Origin of the sequence: Pseudidiomarina insulisalsae (assembly GCF_003987065.1) — a bacterium.
GTDB lineage: Bacteria > Pseudomonadota > Gammaproteobacteria > Enterobacterales > Alteromonadaceae > Pseudidiomarina > Pseudidiomarina insulisalsae.
In genome coordinates this window covers 1-23,927 of sequence record NZ_PIPY01000006.1, presented here as the reverse complement: position 1 = coordinate 23,927, position 23,927 = coordinate 1, and the positions used below count along the sequence as shown (strand labels likewise).

Annotated in this window: 19 protein-coding genes and 1 rRNA gene; 12 read left to right on the top strand and 8 right to left on the bottom strand. The window is 51.8% G+C overall.

The genetic code is table 11. The features are described from left to right. Positions 1 to 122: 122 nt before the first annotated feature. The 4 genes from mutY (at position 123) to CWI71_RS06335 (ending at position 4,029) form a co-directional block, all read left to right on the top strand. The gene (mutY, locus tag CWI71_RS06350) at positions 123 to 1,163 is read left to right on the top strand and encodes an A/G-specific adenine glycosylase (RefSeq protein WP_241967654.1); all 1,041 of its coding nucleotides are present in this window, start codon (positions 123 to 125) and stop codon (positions 1,161 to 1,163) included. A gap of 41 nt (positions 1,164 to 1,204) precedes the next feature. After that, positions 1,205 to 1,477: an oxidative damage protection protein gene (locus CWI71_RS06345; RefSeq protein ID WP_126754432.1), complete on the top strand. Its 273-nt coding sequence runs from the start codon at positions 1,205 to 1,207 to the stop codon at positions 1,475 to 1,477. A gap of 189 nt (positions 1,478 to 1,666) precedes the next feature. Continuing rightward, on the top strand, positions 1,667 to 2,779 hold the full coding sequence (gene proB, locus CWI71_RS06340) for a glutamate 5-kinase (RefSeq protein WP_126754431.1): 1,113 nt from the start codon (positions 1,667 to 1,669) through the stop codon (positions 2,777 to 2,779). After that, entirely contained in the window at positions 2,776 to 4,029 is a 1,254-nt protein-coding gene (locus tag CWI71_RS06335; RefSeq protein WP_126754430.1) for a glutamate-5-semialdehyde dehydrogenase, read from the top strand. Before proB ends, CWI71_RS06335 begins: the two co-directional genes overlap by 4 nt. On the opposite strand, the gene waaA is transcribed toward CWI71_RS06335, so the two are convergent. Next, the gene (gene waaA / locus CWI71_RS06330; RefSeq protein WP_241967652.1) at positions 4,026 to 6,107 is read right to left on the bottom strand and encodes a lipid IV(A) 3-deoxy-D-manno-octulosonic acid transferase; all 2,082 of its coding nucleotides are present in this window, start codon (positions 6,105 to 6,107) and stop codon (positions 4,026 to 4,028) included. The two genes, CWI71_RS06335 and waaA, sit on opposite strands and share 4 nt — an antisense overlap. Beyond that, positions 6,056 to 6,796 carry a glycosyltransferase gene (locus tag CWI71_RS06325; RefSeq protein ID WP_241967650.1) on the bottom strand — a complete coding sequence of 247 codons (741 nt, stop codon included), beginning with the start codon at positions 6,794 to 6,796 and terminating at the stop codon, positions 6,056 to 6,058. Before CWI71_RS06325 ends, waaA begins: the two co-directional genes overlap by 52 nt. 168 nt (positions 6,797 to 6,964) lie before the next feature. Between CWI71_RS06325 and CWI71_RS06320 the strand changes: the two genes are divergently transcribed. Then, positions 6,965 to 8,566: a cryptochrome/photolyase family protein gene (locus tag CWI71_RS06320; RefSeq protein ID WP_126754428.1), complete on the top strand. Its 1,602-nt coding sequence runs from the start codon at positions 6,965 to 6,967 to the stop codon at positions 8,564 to 8,566. Between the two features lie 45 nt (positions 8,567 to 8,611). On the opposite strand, the gene CWI71_RS06315 is transcribed toward CWI71_RS06320, so the two are convergent. After that, positions 8,612 to 10,393 carry a DEAD/DEAH box helicase gene (locus CWI71_RS06315; protein WP_126754427.1) on the bottom strand — a complete coding sequence of 594 codons (1,782 nt, stop codon included), beginning with the start codon at positions 10,391 to 10,393 and terminating at the stop codon, positions 8,612 to 8,614. A gap of 265 nt (positions 10,394 to 10,658) precedes the next feature. Between CWI71_RS06315 and CWI71_RS06310 the strand changes: the two genes are divergently transcribed. The 3 genes from CWI71_RS06310 to trxA all read left to right on the top strand — a co-directional run bounded on the left by CWI71_RS06310 (position 10,659) and on the right by trxA (position 14,359). Next, positions 10,659 to 12,116, top strand: coding sequence for an NAD-dependent succinate-semialdehyde dehydrogenase (locus tag CWI71_RS06310; RefSeq protein WP_241967649.1), 1,458 nt, complete (start codon positions 10,659 to 10,661; stop codon positions 12,114 to 12,116). Continuing rightward, positions 12,113 to 13,474, top strand: coding sequence for an aldehyde dehydrogenase family protein (locus CWI71_RS06305; protein ID WP_126754426.1), 1,362 nt, complete (start codon positions 12,113 to 12,115; stop codon positions 13,472 to 13,474). Before CWI71_RS06310 ends, CWI71_RS06305 begins: the two co-directional genes overlap by 4 nt. A 63-nt stretch (positions 13,475 to 13,537) precedes the next feature. Further along, entirely contained in the window at positions 13,538 to 14,359 is an 822-nt protein-coding gene (gene trxA, locus CWI71_RS06300) for a thioredoxin (RefSeq protein ID WP_126754582.1), read from the top strand. Here trxA and alkB read toward each other — a convergent pair. Continuing rightward, entirely contained in the window at positions 14,356 to 15,006 is a 651-nt protein-coding gene (gene alkB / locus CWI71_RS06295; protein ID WP_126754425.1) for a DNA oxidative demethylase AlkB, read from the bottom strand. The genes trxA and alkB overlap by 4 nt on opposite strands. A 152-nt stretch (positions 15,007 to 15,158) precedes the next feature. Here alkB and CWI71_RS06290 point away from each other — a divergent pair, with 152 nt between their 5' ends. The 4 genes from CWI71_RS06290 to nspC all read left to right on the top strand — a co-directional run bounded on the left by CWI71_RS06290 (position 15,159) and on the right by nspC (position 20,912). Further along, positions 15,159 to 16,577 (top strand): sodium-dependent transporter, encoded by a 1,419-nt coding sequence (locus CWI71_RS06290; protein ID WP_126754424.1) that lies wholly within the window; start codon positions 15,159 to 15,161, stop codon positions 16,575 to 16,577. A gap of 9 nt (positions 16,578 to 16,586) precedes the next feature. Next, positions 16,587 to 18,488, top strand: a complete 1,902-nt coding sequence (locus tag CWI71_RS06285) for a GNAT family N-acetyltransferase (protein ID WP_126754423.1) — start codon at positions 16,587 to 16,589, stop codon at positions 18,486 to 18,488. 83 nt (positions 18,489 to 18,571) lie between these two features. Then, on the top strand, positions 18,572 to 19,771 hold the full coding sequence (locus tag CWI71_RS06280) for a saccharopine dehydrogenase family protein (RefSeq protein WP_126754422.1): 1,200 nt from the start codon (positions 18,572 to 18,574) through the stop codon (positions 19,769 to 19,771). A gap of 4 nt (positions 19,772 to 19,775) precedes the next feature. Beyond that, on the top strand, positions 19,776 to 20,912 hold the full coding sequence (gene nspC, locus CWI71_RS06275; protein ID WP_126754421.1) for a carboxynorspermidine decarboxylase: 1,137 nt from the start codon (positions 19,776 to 19,778) through the stop codon (positions 20,910 to 20,912). Between the two features lie 54 nt (positions 20,913 to 20,966). On the opposite strand, the gene CWI71_RS06270 is transcribed toward nspC, so the two are convergent. From CWI71_RS06270 to rrf, 4 genes are all read right to left on the bottom strand, one after another. Next, the gene (locus CWI71_RS06270) at positions 20,967 to 21,704 is read right to left on the bottom strand and encodes a type III pantothenate kinase (RefSeq protein WP_126754420.1); all 738 of its coding nucleotides are present in this window, start codon (positions 21,702 to 21,704) and stop codon (positions 20,967 to 20,969) included. Next, positions 21,691 to 22,689, bottom strand: coding sequence for a bifunctional biotin--[acetyl-CoA-carboxylase] ligase/biotin operon repressor BirA (gene birA, locus CWI71_RS06265; protein ID WP_126754419.1), 999 nt, complete (start codon positions 22,687 to 22,689; stop codon positions 21,691 to 21,693). Before birA ends, CWI71_RS06270 begins: the two co-directional genes overlap by 14 nt. Then, a complete protein-coding gene (murB, locus tag CWI71_RS06260; RefSeq protein ID WP_126754418.1) occupies positions 22,686 to 23,687 on the bottom strand; it encodes a UDP-N-acetylmuramate dehydrogenase in 1,002 nt (333 codons plus the stop codon). Before murB ends, birA begins: the two co-directional genes overlap by 4 nt. 115 nt (positions 23,688 to 23,802) lie before the next feature. Next, positions 23,803 to 23,917: ribosomal RNA gene (gene rrf, locus CWI71_RS06255) — 5S ribosomal RNA — on the bottom strand. Between the last annotated feature and the right edge of the window lie 10 nt (positions 23,918 to 23,927).

The following is a 23,927-nucleotide window of genomic DNA, read 5'->3' as shown; positions in this document are numbered from 1 at the left end:
GTGATTTCGCTTGTTTTTTAGTGATTTTTTCATGCTTTACAAAAGATTTACCTGATAACGACCTCGTTCTTACGAAATTTAAAGAAAATCCTTAAAAATGAATGCGGTGGAGACGTCATTAAGTGTCAAACTCTCAAGTTACAGCGGCAACAAAGGTTATCTCGCCAGAGGCGCTTGCCAACTGCATCACTGGCTGGCAAAAAGCCAAAGGCCGTAACGATCTGCCCTGGCAGTTGCATAACGATCCCTATCACGTCCTGGTCAGTGAACTTATGTTGCAGCAGACTCAGGTTAAAACCGTGATTCCTTACTTTGAGCGCTGGCTGCAGACGTTCCCGACAATCGAAGCATTGGCCAGTGCCAGCGAAGATGAAGTGATGACGCTTTGGCAAGGGCTGGGTTATTATCGCCGCGCGAGAAATTTGCACGCTGCCGCGCAGAAGGTCGTCCGCGACTACCAAAGTGAGATTCCACGCAGCGCTGCGGAACTTAAGGAAATACCGGGTATCGGGCCCTATACTGTGGGCGCCATTCGCGCCTTTGCCTTTGATGCGCCCGCGGCGATTGTCGACGGTAATGTCAAACGCTTGTTCGCGCGATTGTTCGCGCTACCTTACGAAGTGAATAAAAGCACTAACGATCGTTATTTCTGGCAACTCGCTGAGCATTTTACCCCGGCCAGAGACAATCGTCGTTTCGCTCAGGGGTTACTCGATTTAGGCGCCACTATCTGTAAACCGCAGCAACCTTTATGCGCGCTATGTCCTTTAGCGAAAGTGTGCCAGGCATTGCAACTTGGTAAGGTGAATGCGTTGCCAAAGCGCCAGCAGAAAAAAGCAATACCGACGCGTAAAGGACATTTTCTGCTCGACGTTAGTGCCAGGGGCATTGTGCTGGAACAACGCCCGGCCAGCGGCATCTGGCCGACGCTTTGGTGCCTGCCCGAAGTAGCACAGGCGCCCGACGCGCAACTTTGGACGAGATTCCGCCATACTTTTAGCCATTACAAACTTGATGGCCATGTCTGGCTGGCAACACCGCCGGGCAATGGCACAACAAGACGCATTGCCTGCCACCAGCTTGATGAAGTTGGCTTACCCGCTCCCATACGTAAGTTACTGCAACAGCTGATTGCCAGCGAGGTTTGTAACCAACAGGATTAGGGCGTAAAATTCAGCATATTCACAGAGGAACCGAGGTAACTATGAGCCGTACCGTATATTGCCAATACCTGAAAAAAGAGGCCGAAGGTCTCGACTTTCAGCTTTACCCTGGCGAGCTTGGAGAAAAGATTTACCAAAATATCTCCAAAGAAGCCTGGGCTGAGTGGCAGAAAAAACAGACCATGCTGATCAATGAAAAGCGTCTCAACTTAATGGACCCGAAATCACGTGAATTTCTTGAAGAGCAAATGAAAGCTTTTCTTTTTGAGGGTAAAGACGTCGAAATTGAAGGCTACACCCCTCCCAGCGAATAATGTCTCTCTAAAGCCCCATTAACAGGGGCTTTTTTATTGCCTGCACCGCCCCCTCTTGCTCATTTCCTGAGCACTATTTCCTAAATTTTACTAAGCTATGATCAACATAGCCACGGCTTATAGTCTCAACCTAGAGAAACCCCTACATATCTGTTAGACTACGAACGAATTTTTTGAGAGGGAGCCACTATGAAAATGCCTTCCTGGCAGCGTGCCGTCGTAAAAGTTGGCAGTGCGTTGATTGCGCCAGACGATACAGGAACGAGCAGTAAATACTTATTAGCTATCGCCCGCTTCATCATTGAGTGTCATGAGCGTGGGCAAGAGATAGTGTTAGTTTCATCCGGCAGTGCTGCGGCCGGACGCAAGCATATCGCTTATAACAGCGATACCATTCCGGTAACGGTGAAAAAAGCCATGGCGGCGGTGGGACAAAGCGACATGATGGCCAACTGGTCGCGCTTTTTTGATTTCCCCTGCGCTCAGGTACTTATGACCCATGGCGACCTTCGCGACCGCGCGCGTTATGTAAGTATTCGCAATACCTTACATACATTGTTAGAACACGATGTATTGCCTATTGTGAATGAAAATGATGCCCTTGCCACCGACGAAATGAAAGTGGGTGACAATGACAACCTGGCAGCAATGGTTGCAACTTTGGTTGACGCTGACGCGCTATTTATTTGTTCGGATATTGACGGCTTGTTTGATGCTGACCCACGGGTCAAGCCCGACGCCAAGAAGATTCCGGTGGTCGATGAGATCACTGAAGAAATATTTGCCCTTGCCGGCGGCACCACGAACAAGATTGCCACCGGTGGTATGCGTACCAAAATTGAAGCAGCAGAAAAGGCAACCTCGCATGGCGTTGACACCTATATTGTCAACGGCCGCAAAGGCGAAACATTCGAATTAATGTTGCAGGGTGAGAACCCTGGCACCTTATTCAAACGCCAACAAGACCCGATGAGCAACAAGAAGCATTGGTTGCGCCACACGTTGATCTCACAGGGTGAGATTGTGGTCGACAGCACAACTGCTGATGCTCTGCTGGATGGTCAGTCGTTAACAACGACCGGAATTGTTGACGTGCAGGGAGATTTCAATCGCGGTGACGCAGTGGTTATTCGCAATGGCGAAAATGCCGAAGCCATTGCCAAAGGCATTTGTCAGTACAGCTCACATGAGTTGCTGCATATTAAAGGCCAGGAAGTGAGCCATATTGCCGAACAATATGGTTATAGCCCAATCACCGAAGTCATCGAAAGTAACGATTTAATGATATTGGAGGATGTATGAGTAACTCCGTAGCCAGTGATATTGCCAAACGCGCCGCCGTTGCCGCGCGTGCCGTTGCAACACTGACAGAGCAGCAAAAAAATGATGTCTTACAACGTATGGCCAATGCCATCCGTAAACATCAGGACAAAATTCTTGAGGTCAACCAGCAGGACATGGCTGCAGGTCGCGAGAAAGACCTTTCTGATGCCATGCTCGACCGTCTGCAGCTAAACCCTGAGCGGATTGAGGGGATGGCCACCGCAATTGAAGAAATTATTGAACTGAAAGATCCCGTCGGCGAGCGGATGCCGTTTACCACCCGCCCGAACGGCATCGTGGTCGAAAAAATGCGTATCCCGCTGGGCGTTATTTGCATGATTTATGAAGCGCGTCCTAACGTTACAGCTGACGCCGGCGCCCTTTGTTTTAAATCAGGCAATGCCGTCATCCTACGCTGTGGTCGCGAAGCTATCGAAAGCAGCAAAGCTATCGCCGCCGCGTTGCATGAAGCATTGCGCGAGAGCGATTTGCCAGAGGACGTCATTACCGTGGTGCCAACACCCGATCGTGATCTGATGCTTAACCTGTTGCAACAGGACGACTATATTGATCTGGTCATCCCGCGTGGCGGTGAAGGTCTGATTCACTTTGTCAGCGATAACAGTAAGATACCAGTTATTCAGCACTACAAAGGTGTTTGCCATCTGTATGTTGATAAGGACGCGGATCTGGATAAAGCGCTGAATCTGTTGCTGAACGGCAAAACACAGCGTACCGGTGTTTGTAACGCCCTGGAAGGCCTGCTGGTGCATAAAGATATTGCCGAGCAGTTCTTACCAAAAGCGGCAGCGGCATTGCAGGAAAAAGGCGTTAAGATTCACAGCGACCAAACCTCTGCAAGCTACTTTGAGCAACCAGATATCATTAGTACTGACGCTTTTGGCGAAGAGTATCTGGCGCTTGAGATTGCGGTCCGCACCGTCGCCGACTTTGACGCTGGTATCAAGCACATTCAGGATTTCGGCAGTGGCCACACTGAAGTCATTGCTACTGAGAATGAAACCACTGCGCAACGCTTTATTCGCGAAGTCGATTCGGCGGTTACCATGTGGAACGCCTCCTCACGTTTCAGTGATGGCGGTCAGCTGGGTTTAGGTGCAGAAATTGGTATCTCGACCAGTAAACTGCATGCCTATGGCCCGATGGGACTGCAGGCATTGACCACCGAGAAATTCGTGGTCACAGGTACGGGTCAAACGCGCGATTAACGCGCGTTTTCATACCCCGCCATCAGCAAAGGCCAGTCGCGCTCTTCCTGCCAATGGAAGTCCCGGCTGGCCTCTTGCGCTTTACGATATTCCTTTTTAAAACTACGTAATAAGCGCGCCAGATTCCCTTCGCGCCACTGCCCACTCTCACGAAATTCACACTTATCGAAATCAACGATCCAGGCTTTATCGGCGCTGTCTAACATCAGGTTGTGGCAGTTCAGGTCTGAATGGTAAACATCGGCATCATGAAGTTGGCGAATCGCAGCCCCGAGCTTGTGCCACTCATCAGCACTTAGTGGACGCTCCGACAAACATTTAAATACATCTTTGGCACCGGGAATGACTGCCACCAGTATATCTGCGCGGTAGCCCCACCATGGCGCTTTTTTATAGCGCGCAGCCAGGGGCTCGGGCACCGGTAAACCTTGCTCTCTTAATTGCAGGAGCAGCTCAAACTCTGCCATCGCCCTGCTTTCTGCAACAGGTTCACGTTTAAACCTGTCTTTATTGAGTTTTCCGACCAGTCCACCGCGATAATAGTGGCGTAATAACATATCGATTTTTTCGCCGGCGATAAACCAGGCCGTGCTTCTGCCAGTAGCTGCGCCTTTTATTTGATCGCGGGCGCGCCAGAAATCGGGGTCAAAGTACGCTTCCTGAAAAGCTTCAAAGCGATCGCTGCGATACCAGATTTCTTCCTTTGCTGAGGGGTTCAATTTCTCAACGGTTGCCATATTCAGCTTTTCTCCCTTGGTTAACTGCGGCAGACAATGGCTTATATCATTTAACATTGCCGTCGTTGCACCTTGATCCTGCGCAAATTCCTGGCGCGCTGCCTGCTGCAATTTTGACCGCAACTCTGATTTCTGGAGTAACTCGGTCAACTGTTGTGCCAAATCTTCAGCACCTTCAGCCCAGCGCATGCCGCCCGCTGCATCAAGCCGCGCAAAAATCTCTTTAAAATTAAATACGTGAGGACCGCTGACGATGGCGGTATCAGTGGCCACTGGCTCCAGCGGATTGTGGCCGCCTCGCGTGATTAAGCTGCCGCCGACAAAGGCAACATCAGCCACAGCATACCAGAGTAATAACTCGCCCATCGTATCGCCCAACCAGACCTGATGCTGTTCATCAGGTAAATCGCCTGAACTGCGCCGCTGCAGCGCGAAGCCTTGCTGACCGATAAGCTCTGCGACATTTTCAAATCTTTCCGGGTGACGTGGCACCAGAATCAACAGGGTCGAAGGTTCGTTTTCCAGCACGTCAGCAAAGGCATCAAGTATCTGTTCATCTTCGCCTTTATGAGTACTCGCTGCCACGACCACCGGGCGGGCAAGGCGCTGGCGTAACTCGTGAGCTTCGGAGAGTGTCGTAGCTGCTACATGACTGTCGAATTTCAGGTTGCCCCGGCTGGCCAGTTTATCTGCCGGTACACCCAACTCGATAAAACGTTCACAACTCGTTTGCGTCTGCGCGGCGACCCAACGTAGTTGTTGCCAGATGGGTCCCAGCAACCAGCTATTACGCTGATAAGACGCCAGCGACTTTTCCGACATCCTGGCATTCAGCAACATAACCGGCACCCGACGGCACCGCGCTTCGCGCAGAAAGCAGGGCCAGAGTTCAGTTTCCAGAATAATCGCTGCACGGGGCGCCAGCTTGGTAAAAAAGCGGCGCATCGCACCGGGCGTATCGATGGGTAAGTAAAGGTGGTGAACGCGGCTGCCAAATAATCGCTGCGCTAAGTCGGCGGCGGTTGGCGTCATGGACGATAGTGTTACGGGTAAGTGCGGGTACTGCGTTAAGATGCCCTCAATCAAAGGCCGCGCGGCGACAGTCTCGCCCACTGAGACACAATGAATCAATAAGCCATGCCGGTAAGCCGGAGGAACTGGCTGCAATGCCAGTCGCTCTGACCAGCGTTGCCGATAGGCCGGGGCTTTTTTGCCCCGAAGCCACAAATATACGAACGCCAGAGGCAGTAACAGCCGAATGAGTAAACGATACGCGGCTGTCATGGTACTTAGCGCCAGTACTCTTTGATCCAGGTAGTGGGCAGAACTTTGCGGTACCATTTACCACTGCGGCCGGCAATGGCGTCGTCAGGGTGTGGGCGACCATGGAAAATAATGACCTTGGCGCCTTCAGGAATGCGTGGCTGCTGAAAAAAGCTCAACGGGAACGGGCGCAAACAGTGACGCTTGAAGCTGCGGCACCACTCTGCCGGCCAGTATTTCAGTTTGCCCTGGCGGTCGACATATTGGGTGATATATTCCTGTTCGTTGCGTACATTTTTACGGGCACCCACCGGATCTTCTTTCAGATGCTCAAGTGCGTCTACATGGGCGCCAATATTGAACCGGAACACCGAAGTATTGCCTGTAGCATCTGATTTATCCCATTCTTTAATGACCAGAAACTCGCCTTCAGGCTCAAAAAACTCGTCCAGACTACCCACAATGACGATATCGAGATCGAGGAATAGCGTGGGCCCCTGCAAGTCATAAAGCGGTTCGGCAAAGACAGTTAATTTCAGCCAACCATGGCCAAACGTCCATGGCTTACGCTCATCAAAATCGGCGAACCCTACTTCGGGAATAGGTTTAACCTCGACTTCGTCGCGAATGCCTTCAGGGTCATCAGTGAAGCAAACGAAACGATATGGTCGCGACAAATTGCGGCTGACCATTGAGTAAAGCGTATTGACATAATCGGCGCCATATTTCTGGCCCCACTTGATACAAATGACATTAACTGGCTGCATAGTTTCCTGCCTGTAAGACTCTTCTGCGAATCGGTGCATAATGCCAAATTATGCCCACTCTGGCTATGTTTCGCGGCAAATTTACCAGCTTTTTATAAGGATCTGTTTGCCTTAGCGCACCGTACCCGACTATTAACTCTAATACACTTTTTCGCGATTAACAGGATTATGGCAACTTCAACATCTCCGCTATTTTTAAGCTCAAAATGCTGGTTATGCTTAAGTGACGTGCCCGAACAAGACATCGATACTGTCGCCTTAATTCTTGGCGACCAGCTGAACGCCGATCACAGCTGGTACCGCGAACAACAAGCCAACAGGTTGTTCGTTATGTATGAACTGCGCCAGGAAACGGAATATTGTCAGCACCATATTCAAAAAGTGGTCGGCTTTTTTGCTGCCATGCGTAAGTTTGCCAGTGCCCTTGCTGAAGCCGGACATCAGGTTTTGTATTTAACCCTTGATCATGCCGATAATCAATCGTCACTGACCGATAATCTCGCGCGGCTGCTGGAGCGTTGCAACGCCGACCAGGTACACCTGCAACAACCCGACGAGTATCGGTTGGATCAGCAGCTCAGCAAGTGGAGCGAGCGCTGCGCGGCACAGGTGCATTGGTATGACACTGAACATTTTCTGACGGAGCGAACAGTATTAGAGGACTGGTTCGGTAAGCAAGCCAACTACATGATGGAGCATTTTTACCGGCGCGTGCGAAAACAAACCGGCTACCTTATGGACGGTGATAAGCCGGCAGACGGGCAATGGAATTTTGATAAGGACAACCGAAAAACTCCAAAAGACACGCAAGACATTCCGCAACCGCTTACGTTTTCCCACGATGTCACGGAAATTTACGAAATGCTCGAAGCAGAGAACGTCAAGACACTGGGGGCAATCAATGCCAGTCAGTTTATCTGGCCGCTGACCCGTAAAGACGCCAAACAGCAGTTGGCAGACTTCACCAAACGCTTCCTCCCCCACTTCGGGGATTACCAGGATGCGATGCTCGACGCACAGTGGAGCCTTTATCACTCGCGCTTGTCGTTTGCCCTGAACAGTAAAATGATTAGCCCGCGGGTGGTCGTCGAGAAAGCACTCTCCGCCTGGCGCGAGAACCGCGATGAAATATCACTGAACCAGATTGAGGGCTTTGTGCGCCAGATCATTGGCTGGCGTGAGTTCGTGCGTGCCATCTACTGGCAATTTATGCCCGAGTATGGCGATCGCAATCATTTTAATCACCGCCGCGCCTTACCTGAGTTTTACTGGCATGGCGAAACCCGCATGAATTGTCTGGCGCAGAGTATTCAACAGTCGCTCGAGCATGCCTACGCGCATCATATTCAGCGGCTGATGGTCACCGGTAATTTCGCCTTACTCGCAGGCTGTGACCCGGACGCGGTAGATGCCTGGTATCTGGGCATTTATATCGACGCTATTGAATGGGTGGAGCTACCGAATACCCGGGGCATGAGTCAGTATGCCGATGGCGGCGTTCTGGCCACCAAGCCCTATATTTCCAGTGGTAGCTATATTCATAAAATGTCTGATTATTGCGCCAGCTGTGACTACGACGTGAAACAAAAAACCGGTGCGCAGGCATGTCCGTTTAATTATCTCTACTGGAATTTTATTGACCGGCATTATGACCATTTGCAAAGTAACGGCCGTATGGGGCTCATTTTAAAACAGTGGGAACAGCGTGACAGCACTGAAAAAAAGGAGATTCTTAACGAGGCCGAGAAGTTTCTCGAACAGCTGCAATAAAAAAGGGGAGCGACAGCTCCCCTTCGAGTCATTTCTTAGTAGTGGTTACTGAAAACGGCGCGGGCGACGCTCACCACGTCCCTGACGCTCTTTACCACCGGCAAAACCACGTGGCGCCGGACGCTCACCACGCGGCTTACGTGGCCGTGCGGCTATGTTCGTGTCAGCCAGCTCCATGCCCATTTGCTGCTGGCGTACCCGTGCCCGTTGCAGAATGCGCAACACACCCGTTGGCATACCTTTTGGTAGTTCTACCAGGCTGTGATTATCAAACAGCTGAATCTGACCGATATATTTGCTGTCGATATCGCCTTCGTTAGCAATGGCACCAACGATATCCTGTGGCCGCGCGCCATGCTCACGTCCCACTTGAATACGATAAGTATCAAATTCAACGTTGGCGTCACGACGGTCACGACTGTTGCGCTTCTCGCCACGTTTCTGGTCGCCGCGCTCCGGACGCTCAGCAAATTTCTTCGGTGCCGGATCAGCTGGCACGATAAGCGGACGCTGGGTCTGTTGTTCAGCCAACAGCGCAACCGCGATCTGAGTTGCTGATAAACCAGTCTCCTGCTGCATCTTTTCGACGATGGCAGTCATTTCACTTAAGTCACTGTCAGCGACTTTCGCTACAATTTTTTGCTGCAATGAGTTTTGACGATGCGCGCTCAGTTCAGCCGCATTGGGTACTTCAAAGAACTCAATGGAACTATTGGTCAAACGCTCGTACTGACGCAACAAGTGCTTTTCACGCGGACGATAGAACAAAATCGCCTCGCCGCTGCGACCCGCACGGCCCGTCCGGCCAATACGGTGAACATAAGATTCACTGTCACCCGGCAAGTCATAGTTCACCACGTGCGTAATTTCGGGGACGTCCAGACCACGTGCGACAACATCAGTGGCAACCAGAATTTCAATATGGCCACTACGCAACTGATTCACCGTTTGCTCGCGCTGAGACTGGTTTAAATCACCGCTTAAAGGCGAGGCTTTGAAACCAGATTTTTGTAACAGCTCGGTCACTTCCATGGTGTCACTGCGGGTACGTACGAAAATCAACACGCGCTGATATTCCATCGTTTCCAGCAAGCGGGTCAGCGCCATCATTTTGGTCAGGCCACGAACCTGCCACGCGCGTTGGCGAATATTCGCTTTATTTTGCGTTTTCGGTGCAATTTTAATGTTGATCGGTTGCTCACTTGCCTCGTTAACCAGGAAGGTTTTCGCTAATTTGCGAATCGCATTCGGCATCGTTGCTGAAAACAGTGCGCGTTGAGCACTGTTCGGCACTGCGCCCATGATCGTCTCGATGTCGTCGATAAAGCCCATGTTGAGCATTTCATCGGCTTCATCCAGCACTGCCATGCGCAATGCAGATAGCTTCAATAGGCCCTTGTTCAACATATCAAGCAGACGTCCTGGCGTACCCACAATGATTTGTGCGCCGGTACGTAAAGCTTTGATCTGTGGTCCGAAAGCGGCACCACCATAAACGGTGGCAACTTCCAGCCCGCGCATTTTCTGACCGAAACCGCTTAGCGCCTCAGCTACCTGAATGGCAAGCTCACGGGTTGGTGCGACTACCAGCATTTGCGTCTCGCGAGTCTGTGCGTCAATCATGCTTAACCCCGGCAAACCAAAAGCGGCGGTTTTACCGGTACCGGTCTGGGCTTCGCCCAGCACGTTTTTGCCATCTAAAAGGGCAGGAATTGCTTGTTCCTGAATAGGTGTTGGCGCAGTGAAGCCCATGCTGTCCAGTTGGTTAAGCACAGCACTAGGTAAGCCCAAGTCGGCGAACGACTGGCCTGAAGTTACTTCTGTCATATTTTTCTCACATCATTTCTGTAAAGCTTATAGGGGGAAGTACGCCCAGCTACAGAACACGATGAACACTCTGGCAGGATAATAGGCGCTGAACCCCAGCGAGTCAGGGGTTGAGCCGCTCCCATCATTAGCGGTAGTAACCCTGAGGAGCGCGAACTATACGCTAATTGTCGCTAAATAACAAGATAAACTATCATTGAAACTACGGCGTATAAGCAACATACTCATAAAACAATCATTTACTGAAACTGCAGGGGGTAAACCTATGTCATCCCATAGCATGCGTTCGTTAACCAAGTCTAATGCGTTCATTGATGGTCACTGGGTACCTGTCGATCAGCGCTTCGAAGTCACTAACCCCGCTACCGGCGAAGTCTTAGCCGAAGTTGCCGACGCTGACGCAGCGCTCGCTGAACGCGCCGTCGAGGCGGCACACCGCGCCTTGCCCGGCTGGCGCGATCGCACCCCACAGGAAAGGTCTGAGCTATTACTGAAATGGTTCGACTCGATGCAGGCCAACAAACAGGCGCTTGCCGAGCTGATGTGTGCCGAGCAAGGCAAGCCCGTTGCCGAAGCTGCCGCTGAAATTGAGTACGGTGCCAGCTTTGTAAGGTGGTTCGCTGGCGAGGCCGAGCGTAGTTACGGCGATGTCCTACCCAGACAAAGCGACGACAAGCGCGTCTGGATCAGTAAGCAGCCGGTAGGCGTTTGTAGCGCCATAACGCCCTGGAACTTTCCCAACGCCATGATTACCCGCAAGGTTGCGCCCGCGCTTGCTGCCGGTTGCACCATTGTGGTGAAGCCACCGCATCTGACTCCATTATCGGCGCTGGCGATAGCACAGTTAGCCAGTGAGGTAGGAATTCCTGACGGGGTCCTGAATATCGTCCCCAGCTACGAGGCGAAACATGTAGGCAAGGTACTGACCGAACATCCTTTGATTCGTAAATTCAGTTTTACCGGCTCGACCGCCGTAGGTAAAAAACTGATGGAACAATGTGCCAGTAATGTGAAAAAAGTTTCCTTTGAATTGGGCGGCAATGCACCTTTCATTGTGTTTGACGATGCCGACCTTGATCTTGCCGTCGAGCAGCTGCTGATCTGTAAATTCCGTAATGCCGGACAAACCTGTATCAGCGCTAATCGTATTCTGGTGCAAGAGAAAGTGCTGGATAGTTTTGTTAATAAGCTTAAAAGCGCAATGGAGCAGCTTAAGGTTGACCGTGGCACCGCCGACGAAGTGGACTATGGCCCGCTGATCGACCAGGATGCCATTGACAAGGTGCAGCGTCTGGTTAACGATGCGAAAGACAATGGGGCCGAATGTTTGCTGGGCGGCAACGTACTCGATGAGCTGGGCGAGCTGTTCTATGCGCCGACCCTGCTGACCGAAGTGACATCAACCATGGACATTGCCAGCGAAGAAATTTTCGGCCCGGTCGTCGCTATCCAGAGCTTTAGCGACGAAGAGGAAGGCATCCGCAAGGCAAATGATACGCCCTTTGGTCTGGCAGGCTATTTCTGTGCCCAGGATTACCGCCGCATCGACCGCGTCAGTAACGCATTGGAGTGTGGCATGCTGGGTATCAATGCCGGGGCAATTTCACATGCCTATAATGCTTTTGGCGGCGTGAAACAGTCAGGTATTGGCCGTGAAGGGTCGCGCTATGGCCTTGCGGAATATCAGGAAACCAAAACTCTCACCCTGGGCGGCTTCGCATGAAGGAAATGATGCAACGCTTACGCCACACCTATGTCAGCGGCCTGACCCGGCCGCGGCAGTGGCGTGTTGAACAGCTGCAACAGTTAGCACTGCTACTGGAAGAGCATGAAAACGATCTGCTTGAAGCCCTGACCAATGATCTGGGTAAGAGTCATGCTGAAGGCTGGCTGACGGAGCTTGGTTATTTACATACCGACATTAAACATACCTGCAAGCAGTTGCGTAAATGGATGCGGCCCAAGCGGGTATCACAACCCATGCTGGCCTGGCCGGGCAAAAGCTTTCTGCAACCTGAGCCATTGGGGGTGGTGCTTATTATCGGTGCCTGGAATTATCCCCTGCAACTATTACTCAGCCCTTTAATAGCGGCTTTGGCCGCCGGCAATTGCGCGGTGGTAAAACCGTCGGAACTGGCACCCAGGACTGCCGCTATTCTGGCGCGTTTACTGCCCGACTATTTGTCATCCGAGGCAGTCCGGGTGGTGACTGGTGGGGCCGATGTCGCGCAGCAGTTACTGGCCGAGCGCTTTGATCACATTATGTATACCGGCGGCGGACGCGTCGGCCGTATCGTTATGGAAGCGGCTGCGCAGCATCTGACGCCAGTGACGCTGGAGCTCGGTGGTAAGAGCCCTGCGGTGGTACTAGATGACGCTGACATAAAAATAGCAGCGCGGCGCATTGCCTGGGGCAAATGGCTCAATGCCGGGCAAACCTGTATTGCGCCCGACTATGTTTTGGTTGCCGAAGGTATCAAGCAAGATTTCATTTCCGCTTTGCGCCAGGCAACCGATGCGTTCTATGGCGACGACGCCAGTGACGCCAATGACTACGGCCGTATCGTTAATGAGAAACACTGGGAACGCCTGGTTAGCTATCTTGACCAGGGTACGGTGGTTCATGGTGGTGATTACGACCGTCAGACCCGCTATCTGGCACCGACCATTCTTGATGACGTTGCGCTGGACAGTGCGGTCATGGAAGAAGAAATTTTCGGCCCGGTATTGCCGGTACTGTCAGTTCCCAATCTGGCCAGTGCCATCGAATTCATTCGCGAGCGCGACAAACCGCTGGCACTCTATGGGTTTAGCGCCTCAGCGCGTTCACTGCAGCAACTGACCGAGCAAACCCACGCCGGCAACCAGTGTAACAACGACACCTTGATGTTTATGCTCAATCCTGAGCTCCCCTTCGGCGGGGTCGGCAATAGCGGTATGGGGCGCTACCACGGTAAATTTGGTTTCGACACCTTTAGTCACCATAAAGCGGTCATGCAGCGACCGTTTTGGTTTGACCCGAATTTTCGCTATCCACCTTACACGTCATTCAAGCAAAAGTTATTGCGTTGGTTTAACTAAGCAAATTTAAGCAATCAATTTTAAAGAGGATAAATCGTGGCAAACGTTGGTATTAATGTCACCATGGAAAACTTCCAGCAAGTCATTCTGGAAGCGTCAAAAAACAAACTGGTTATGGTTGATTTCTGGGCCGACTGGTGTGAGCCCTGCAAACAGTTAATGCCGGTACTGGAAAAACTGGCCAATGAATTCAGCGATCGGGTTACGCTGGCCAAGATCGACTGCGACGCACAGCAACAATTGGCCGCTCAGTTTGGTATCCGCAGCCTGCCAACCGTAGCATTTTTTAAAGACGGTCAGCCGGTTGACGGATTTGCCGGTGTGGAACCCGAAAGTGCCATTCGCGCACGAATCGAAGCACAGATCCCGGGCCCGGGCGAAGACTTGTTGCAACAAGCACAAGACCTGTTGCAGCAAGAGCAGTTTCAGGACGCTTACGCCGTGGCCAAACAAGCCTATGACTTACAACCTGACAATGCAGTGGTCAAGCTGACGCTTGCCGATGCGGCCTGCAGCGTCGGCCGTATTGAACAAACCGAGGAGTTGTTGCAGCAAATTGGACTGGTTGATCAGGACAGTTACTATCAGCATGTTTCGAGTAAACTTGAGCTGGCCAAGCAGGCTGCTGATAGTCCTGAGCTTCGGGCTTTACAGGAGCAGGTCGCGGAACAACCGGACAATCTGGCATTGAAGCTTGAGCTGGCTGGTAAGCTGTATCAGGCGCAGCGCATGGAAGAAGCACTCGAAGCAGCGTTCTCGGTATTGCGCAGCGACTTTAACTTCGCCAACGCCCGCAAGCAGACCCTGGATATGCTGAATGGTTTACCAAAAGGTGATCCGCTGGCGGCGAAATACCGGCGCCTGCTGTATAGCATGATGTACTAGCTTTTTGCCTGTCTGAAAGTAAGGTTAATCCGCTGCTCGCCGAGTAGCGGATGCTCCCCCGCCACAACCTTTTTCACGCCGTGAAACCGAAGCCGGTCTACCCCGCCCCAGACGACGACATCGCCGTGCTCGAGCATGATCTTTTCTGAGCGGTCATTTCGCCTTAAACCGCCCCATAAAAATTCAGCCGGTAACCCCAGTGAAACGGATACGATGGGCGCACTCAAATCAGCTTCGTCACGGTCCTGATGCAACCCCATCCGGGTTCCGCAGCGATAACTGTTGAGCAGACAGGCATCAGGCTGATAGTTGTGAAAGTCGAGCTGCCGGGCGGCGTCCTGTGCCAGTTGCAGGAAACAGGCAGGCAAAGCTGGCCAGGGTAATGCGGTTAATGGGTCCTGGGCGACATATCGGTAACCACGCCTGTCGCTATGCCAGCCCCAGTCACCGCAGTTGCTGGTGCGTACGGACATGGGCCGGCCGCCGGGAGTATGCAGCTGACGCCAGGGTGCAACTGCTACGACCTGTTGAATTGCCTGCCACAACTGTTCACTTTGTGCCAGGGCAAAGCCTTTGAGGACAGCAGCTTGCTGACCTAAGAAAATAGGTCGTTGTTGTTCACTGGTAGCAAAAAGGTCTCGTTGCATCGCTTTCTTCAGCTGTTGGTGCTTGCCGCATTTTACGTCATACGCTAGGATTGAGCGAATAACTTTCGGGGTCCGGGCGGCAGGCACAGTTGGGCAAGCACCTATGCTCCGATTTACTCAACGCATAATAACTATAAACAAAGGTCTCCGTTATGAGTACATCCCGCGAGCATTTCAGCTCGAAAATAGGCTTTATTCTTGCAGCCGCAGGCTCTGCCGTTGGTATTGGAAACCTGGTGGGTTTTCCGGTAGCTGCCACCAAAAACGGCGGTGGTGCCTTTTTGATTATTTATGCTTTGTTTGTGGCTTTCATTTGTTTACCAGTGATGCTTGCCGAGATGGGCTTGGGCCGACGCTCACAGCACAGCCCTTATAAAGCCTATGCCGAGCTTGGCCAACAAACGACGCACTGGCGACTGGCCGGCTGGTTAGCTACTTTCACGCCTTTTATGATCGCCGTTTTCTATATGGTCATTACCGTCTGGATTTTCGGCTATCTGTTCCAGACCTTATCGGGAAATCTTGAGCTCATCGCGCAGCCAGAATACTTCGGTCAGTTCGTCAACGATTACTCCTTTGTCGGCTATTTGGTTGCAGTTACCGTAATTATTAACTTCATCCTGGTTGGCGGGGTACGTAAAGGTATCGAGCGCGCCTCAAAAATTCTCATGCCGACGCTGTTCCTGATGCTGATTTTGCTGGTTATCTTTGTGCTTACCCTGGATAACGCCATGGCGGGGGTTCAGTTCTACCTGGTTCCTGATTTCAGTAAGATCGATGGCAGCGTCATTAACGGGGCCTTGGCTCAGGCGTTCTTCTCGCTCTCCTTAGGTATGGGTATTTTGATTACTTACGGCTCCTATTTCCGTCGTAGTGACGATATTGTTACCTCAGGTAAACTGGTGGCAGTGACTGATACTGCTGTAGCTTTCACCGCCGGCCTGATGACCTTACCGGCGATTTTTGCCATTTACCCTGAGACTAACCCGGAAAGCCTGAGTGATTCATCAGTGTCGATGATTTTCTCGTTCTTCCCACAAATATTCATGCAGTTGACGGATATCGTCGGCTACGGCTTTGCCAGCGTCGCAGCGGCTATTTTCTTCCTGCTTGCGTTCGTCGCGGCAATCACTTCGTTGGTTTCGATCATTGAAGTACCAACTTCATCGTTTATGGAACGCCATAACGTCTCGCGCAAAAAAGCACTGTTAGTAATGGGACTGGCGATTACCGTCCTCACCTTGTTAGCCGCCACTTCGTTTGGCCTGCTGCCCTGGGTAAGTAAAATTGCTCATTATGCAGGTATGGACAAGTCTCTGTTTGATGTCATCGTCGATGTGTTCTACGAAACGATTCTGCCGTTAAACGGTTTGCTTATTTGTCTGTTTGTCCGCTTCCGCTGGAAACGCGAGAACTTCACTGCTGAGATGAGTGAAGGTAACGCGGCTTATAAGACATCGTTGCTGCATAAGTACGTGAATTTCTCTGTTGGTACTTTTATACCGGTCATTCTTGCGATTATCTTCGCCAATACCGTAGCAACCAAGTTCTTCGGTGTGTCGTTCCTGTAAGGCAACACCATGCTCGAACAGTGGCTAACGCAATTAAAGGCAGCACGGCAACGTGCTGTCTTTATTTTTTCTGCCGCCACAGCTGATGAACGAGCGCATATTCACGCCCGGTTACAGGCTCTCCTAAGCGACGCGTTATGGTTAGCCGACGCTGCCGGGCAGTATGCCCGCGTGCATCGTTACCGCGATTATCTGGGGCTTACCCAACAACATGTGGTGATGGATTTCCAGCAGCTTATTCATGCTGACGCTCTGGCGGCACTCGCCGGTACGGTTGAAGGTGGCGGTTGTTTGTGGCTGATATTGCCAGTCCATTCCTCACCATTTCAGCAGCGTTTGTGCCGTTATGCTCAGAGCTACCCGTTAGTCTGCTGTTTTAGCCATTGGCGGGAGTTGATTGCGAAACTTGAAACCACACCTGAGCTACACCTTCCAGGTGCGAATTCGCCCGGCTTCCCAAGCGCTGAGCAACAACAGTTAATTAAGAAACTACAAGAGGCTCCGAAGCAGACGCATGTCATCGTCGCCGACAGGGGGCGCGGTAAAAGCACCGCACTGGGGCTTGCGGCTCGTACCCTATCATCGGCAGCCCCGCTGCTGGTCACCGCTCCCCAGCCCGCGGCCGTGACCACTTTGCTGCAACACGCCGGCGCTAGCGTACAGTTTCGCGCCTGGGATAAGTTACTGCACGACACCAAAAGTTACGGGCAAAGACTTATCATTGATGAGGCTGCAGCGCTCCCTCTGCACATCTTGAAGCAGCTTATTGAACATTATGAGGTGTGGGCTATTGCGACCACGGTAGATGGTTACGAAGGCTGCGGAAAAGGCTTTGTTCTGCGTTTTGTGGCCTGGTTGCAACATCATGCTGATGTGCGCATGCATCGCCTGGTGACACCATTACGTTGGTCGCCAGCGGACAATTGTGAGCCCTGGCTCCATGAGGTTTTGCTGCTGGCCGCGCCGGTTTCAGAATCCGGCAACGCGCGCAACGAGGTACTGACGTTGCGGCAGTGTCACGCCAGCGAGCTGACCGAAGAACATTTACGGCAAACCATGGCGCTATTGCTTGAAGCCCACTACCAGAGCAGTCCCAATGACTTACGTCTGTTACTCGACGATAGCCGGCAACGTTTGTTACTGAGCTTTTATGGCACGACGCTGGTGGGAGTCTGCTGGCTGGCGGCAGAGGGACCGCTGCCCGTCGAACTCCAGGCCGCAGTCGTTGAAGGACGCCGGCGGGTGAAAGGCGAGTTGCTGCCCCAGGCACTCGGATTTTACCGTCAACAACCACAATGCCTGAACTGGCGCTGGTTACGCGTGGTACGTATTGCCGTGGCCGCCGATCAGCGGCGACACGGCATCGCTACAGCGATGCTCGGCCACATAGCCGACACAGCACGCAACCAGGGCTTCGATGCGTTGGGCACCAGTTTTGGCATCTCTGCTGAAGTACTGCGTTTTTGGCAACATACCAACTTCCGCGAATTACGCCGCGGACTGAAAAAGAACCCTGCCAGCGGCAGTGTGAGTGCGATTTGGGGATATGGGCTTACTCCACGTGCGCAGCATCAGTTACAACAGCTTGGCGAATTGCAAACACTTGAACTTGCGTGGCAACAGGGCGCGACGATCGATCCTGTCGCACCTGATCTGTTCGCCATTTGCCAGGCTATTATTAAGGGCTTCGTGCGCGGTTTTCTGCCGTTGTCGAATGTTCGTTTTGCCTGGTATCTGTTATGGCTGCAGCAGCGGAACCCGGTGTTTGATTACCGACAAAGCGTGTTTGATCCAACAGTTAGTATCGCAGCGCTAAGCCAGGCTTACGCGAAGGCAAGTCGCGCTGAACTTGAGCAGTGGCTGCGCGGCGAAGCCAGCAATTTTTTAACTCAGACAGCGTCCCGGTGCTAACAGCGGATGCTGTTTTTTGAAAAATATGCTATCTTTCAGCCTTTAAGTCACCCGTTTATGGAATCAAAAAAAGGGTCGTTTTCATGTCAAGAGTACTGATTATTGGCGCTGGCGGCGTTGCCGGTGTAGTGGTAAAAAAATGTGCAATGTTGCCTGAGTATTTTTCAGAGATTCACCTTGCCAGCCGTACGCTGTCTAAATGCGAAGCATTGCAGAAAGAAGCAGGTAAAGATCGGGTTGTTGGTGTGTATCAGGTCGATGCCGACCATGCTGATGAAGTTGCCGCACTGATCCGCAAAGTCGAGCCAGCACTGGTTATCAACGTTGCCTTACCGTATCAGGATCTGCCAATCATGGATGCCTGTCTGGAAACTGGCGTCCACTACCTCGACACTGCGAATTACGAGCCAAAAGACGAAGCGAAGTTCGAGTATTCGTGGCAGTGGGCTTATCACGAGCGTTTCAAAGAAAAAGGCATTATGGCATTGCTTGGCGCAGGCTTTGACCCGGGCGTAACCAACGTATTTACCGCCTATGCTGCCAAGCATTACTTTGATGAAATTCACTACCTCGACATCGTTGACTGTAATGGTGGTGACCACGGTCAGGCGTTTGCCACCAACTTCAACCCTGAAATTAATATTCGTGAAATTACCCAGCGCGGCAAGTACTGGGAAAATGGCGAGTGGCACGAAACAGCCCCTATCAGTGTGCGTGAAGATCTGGACTATCCGAACGTGGGCGTTCGTGCGTCCTATCTGCTCTTCCACGAAGAGCTTGAGTCATTGGTGAAGCACTTCCCTACGCTGAAGCGCGCACGGTTCTGGATGACCTTTGGTGACCAGTATCTGACCCATTTGCGGGTGCTGGAAAATGTCGGCATGACTTCGATTGAGCCGGTCGAATTCCAGGGCCAGAAAATCGTTCCACTGGAGTTTCTGAAAGCGGTTCTGCCTAACCCGGGCTCGCTGGCTGAGGGGTATACCGGCATGACCTGTATTGGTACCTATGTTACTGGTATCAAAGACGGTAAAGAGAAAACCATCTTTATCTTTAATAACTGTGATCACGCGATGTGTAATGCCGAAGTAGGTGCACAGGCCGTCTCTTATACCACTGGCGTTCCTGCAATGATCGGCGCGTCAATGATGTTACAAGAGCGCTGGATGCAACCAGGTGTCTGGAATATGGAACAATTCGACCCTGACGAGTTTATGGAGCGCCTGAATAAATACGGCCTGCCATGGCACGTGGTCGAATGCGAATCGCCATTTAAGCGCTAACGTTATGAGTCATCCTTACTTATCTGCAGCGATCCCATCGCCTTGTTACGTATGTGACGAGGCGTTACTGGAGCGCAACCTTAAGCTGATGAAACGGGTTCAGGACGAAAGCGGCGCCGACATTATTCTGGCGTTAAAGGGCTTCTCGATGTGGAGTACCTTCCCACTGGTGCGGAACTACCTGAAAGGTTGTACCGCCAGCTCAGTCTGGGAAGCAAAGCTTGCCGCTTACGAATTTGAGCGCGAGGTGCACGCCTATGCGCCGGCATACAAGGCGAGTGATATAGACGAGCTGTTGCCGTTGGTTAACCACATTTCGTTTAACAGTCTGACGCAATGGCAAGCATACCGTGAAAAAGTTGCAGCTTCAGGTGTATCGCCCGGCCTGCGGGTTAACCCTGAGCATCAGGAAGCAGAAACCGAACTTTATGATCCCAGTGCGCCTGGTTCACGACTCGGTATTCGCGCCGCTGATCTTGAAGGGGCGGACTTAACCGGTATTGAAGGCCTTCATGTACACAACTTGTGTGAGTGTGATTCCTACGCACTGGAACGCACCTTGCAAGCGGTGGAAGCCAAGTTTGGTGCACTGCTGAAGAAGATGAAGTGGCTCAATCTCGGTGGCGGGCATTTGATGACGCGCGAAGGTTACGACGTTGATCACCTGATTGCGCAGCTCAAGCGCTTGCGTGAGACCTATGATTTACAGATCATCCTGGAACCGGGCTCAGCGGTTGCCTGGCGAACCGGGCCATTGGTTGCCGAAGTAGTCGATATTGTCGAAAACGAAGGCGCGATTGCTATTCTCGATATTTCTGCGACAGCGCATATGCCTGACGTGCTTGAGATGCCCTATCGCCCGACGATCACCTACGCCAGGGAGCCAGGCGTACTCGCCCACACCTATAAGTTGGGTGGTAACTCCTGTTTGGCAGGCGATGTGATTGGTCTTTATAGTTTCGCTGAGCCGCTTAAACCCGGATCACGGATCATTTTTGAAGACATGATGCACTACACCATGGTGAAGACTTCTTTCTTTAATGGGGTCGAGCATCCATCTATCGGCATCCTGCGCCGTGACGGCAACTTTGATCTGGTGCGTAAGTTTGAGTACGAGGACTTTCGTGACCGTTTGTCTTAAGAGTGCATGCACAGTTCACTAAAAAAGGCGCTTCGAGCGCCTTTTTTATTTACCTTAAGCCCCCGCATAAAGCGCAAGCCCCTGCAATACCAGTTCGCTGCGATGCTCACCGCGACGTTTCAAGTCCATGGGTAATAAGGGTGTCGACCCGCCACTAAAAAGCACGCGGAAATCAAACCAGTCCAACTCTGCCTCAGTGACATGTAATGCCTGCCGAACCAGTCCGGCAAACATATTGACGCAGCCATCCATCAGGCCATCCGGCGTACTGGTGCCAAGTTGATTTACTCTGCCCCACATTTGCTGTTGATGAGCAAAGACTCGTGGTGCCCGGGCCGTTACCGAGGTTTGCATTAGTTCGACGCCCGGCGTGATCCAGCCTCCCAGATGCTGCCCCTGCGCGTCGACCCAGTCAACGGTAATCGCCGTACCGGCGTCGATGATAAGCGTCGGCTTAGCCAACTCATTATAAGCGCCCAATAACGCCAGCCAGCGATCCACGCCCAAATTGAGGGGTTCTGCATAGGCGTTGGTGACACCAAATGCAGTGCGCTCTGACACCACGTTATGAACGCGTTCGCGCAAATCTTTCAGCCAGTTATTCAGCTGTTGCTGCTGCACGCTACCACCCACTGGTGCCAGCCAGACATCGGTCAGGGAGTCGCTTAGCGGGTACTGTTCGAGATCATCGTAGGATTGATTAAACCACGGCTCAATATGGCCTTCAGCATCCATTAAAGCGGTCTTAACGCGTGTGTTCCCGGCATCTATCAGTAATTTAACTGGGGTCATATCGTAAACTTACCTCTCCTGCGTGATAAGCTTTCACTTGTCCCGCAACATCAACTAACAAAGCACCGTCGGCAGCGATACCTTGAGCGATGCCCTGCAACTTGCGCTCACCGAATTCCAGATTCACTGGTCGCTGATAAAGATCGTCAAAATCCAGCCAACGCCGGATAAATGGAGCCAGGCCATGCGTCTCAAATTCCATAAGCGCTGCGCGCAGTGCAGCAATAAATTTCGCCACCCACTCATTACGTAACAGCGGCTGATTATTTAATTCGCTTTGCAGATCGGTCCAGGGTTGATCGATCGGCATCTCCAGCCAATCCGGCATCGACAAATTGACTCCAACGCCAATGATAGCGTGGGCGCTGTCCACCGCCTGGCCTTCCAGATCGATAAGAATGCCAGCCAATTTCTTACCATCAACTAAAACGTCATTGGGCCATTTCAGGGAGACGTCGTTGACGCCGCTAGCGCGTATGGTTTCGGCTAATACCGTACCTACCAGAATACTCAGGCCCATAGCAGCCGACATGCCCCGGTTAAGCGGCCAGTACATGGTCAGATATAAGTTGGTGGCAAAGGGTGAGTACCAGCTTTTTCCCCGACGCCCCCGGCCTGCGGTTTGGGCTTCCGCTAACAATACTTCACCGGCCTTTAGCAATTGCCCTGCTTGTAGCCGGGCACGCATACTGTCGTTGGTCGAGCCAACAATACGCTGCAAGGTTACCGGAGCCTGACTTTCGGAAAGCGCCGTCAACGCCGTCGAAATTTTGGCTTCATCAAGTAGCTCAATACTTTGAGATAGCTTGTAGCCTTTGCCGGTAACTCTGAATACATCGAGACCCAGCGCCTGGATATCCTTGATATACTGACTGATTGCCGTGCGTGACACGCCAATCTGTTCACCAATGGTCTCACCCGAGTGAAATTCCCCATCGGCAAGTAATTCGATAACGCGGATCATCCGTTCATTACGTTTGCTCATAAGTCCATTAGGCCTTTACTGTCCATTAGTCTAACTTCAGCTTCCAGGTTAACACCAAATACCTCGGCTACCCGAGCCTGAATTGTCCCGGCGAGTTGCAGCACATCTTCGCCTTTTGCCTGATTTTGATTCACTAAAACCAATGCTTGCTGAGCATGAACCGCGGCACCGCCACAACGAAAGCCTTTCAGGCCCAATTGATCGATAAGCCAACCTGCGGCTAACTTAACCTTGCCATCGGCAACCGGATAATGTGCGATAGCAGGAAAGCGCTCCTGCAATTCAAGAAACTGTAGTTTCTCAATCACCGGGTTTTTAAAAAAGCTGCCGGCATTAGGGATGATGTCTGGGTTTGGTAACTTACTATTGCGGATAGCGATTACCGCTTGCATGATCTCTTGAGCGCTGACGTTGGGAGGCAGTTCCTTCAACGCGCCATAGTTTAAGCGCGCAACCCATGCTTTGGGCATACAAAACTCAACTTCGGTAATCAGATAACGACCGGCGCTGCGTTTAAAAATGCTGTCCCGGTAGGCAAACTCACAGCTTTCTCGGTTGAACGTATGCCAGCGCCGGGTCTGACGATCCCATGCCTTGACTGAGTTTATGTATTCACCAACCTCAACACCATAAGCGCCAATATTTTGTACCGGCGCCGCACCGACACTGCCCGGAATCAAAGCTAAGTTTTCAAAGCCAGGGATAGTATGTTCAAGGGTATAGCTCACCAGCGCGTGCCAGTTAACCCCTGCGCCGACCCGTAAGGTAAAGTAATCCGCTGACTCCTCAACGTGAATATGGTCCAGCAAAATTCGCACAATGGGTCTGTCAAAGTCGCAAGTGAAGATAGTATTACTGCCTTCACCAAGCACGAGAAAGTCGCCTTCAAGGCGCTCAAGCTCAGCTTCAGAAGTTATCTCGGTAACCTCGCTGGCGTAATACGGCAACTGAAAGCTATGTAACGGTTTTAATGAGATATTACTACGGTGTTTCATCATAGCCGCATTTTAAACCAGAGGTCAGATAAAGGCGAGCAAGTTCGCTATTCGCTGTTTGCTGTTTTACAGGCATAAAAAAACCCCAGTCCATCGGGACTGGGGTTCTCTATTTGAAGCCTGGCGGTGTCCTACTCTCACATGGGGAGACCCCACACTACCATCGGCGCTGAAGCGTTTCACTACTGAGTTCGGAATGGGTCAGGTGGTTCCACTTCGCTATGGCCGCCAGGCAAAACTGGT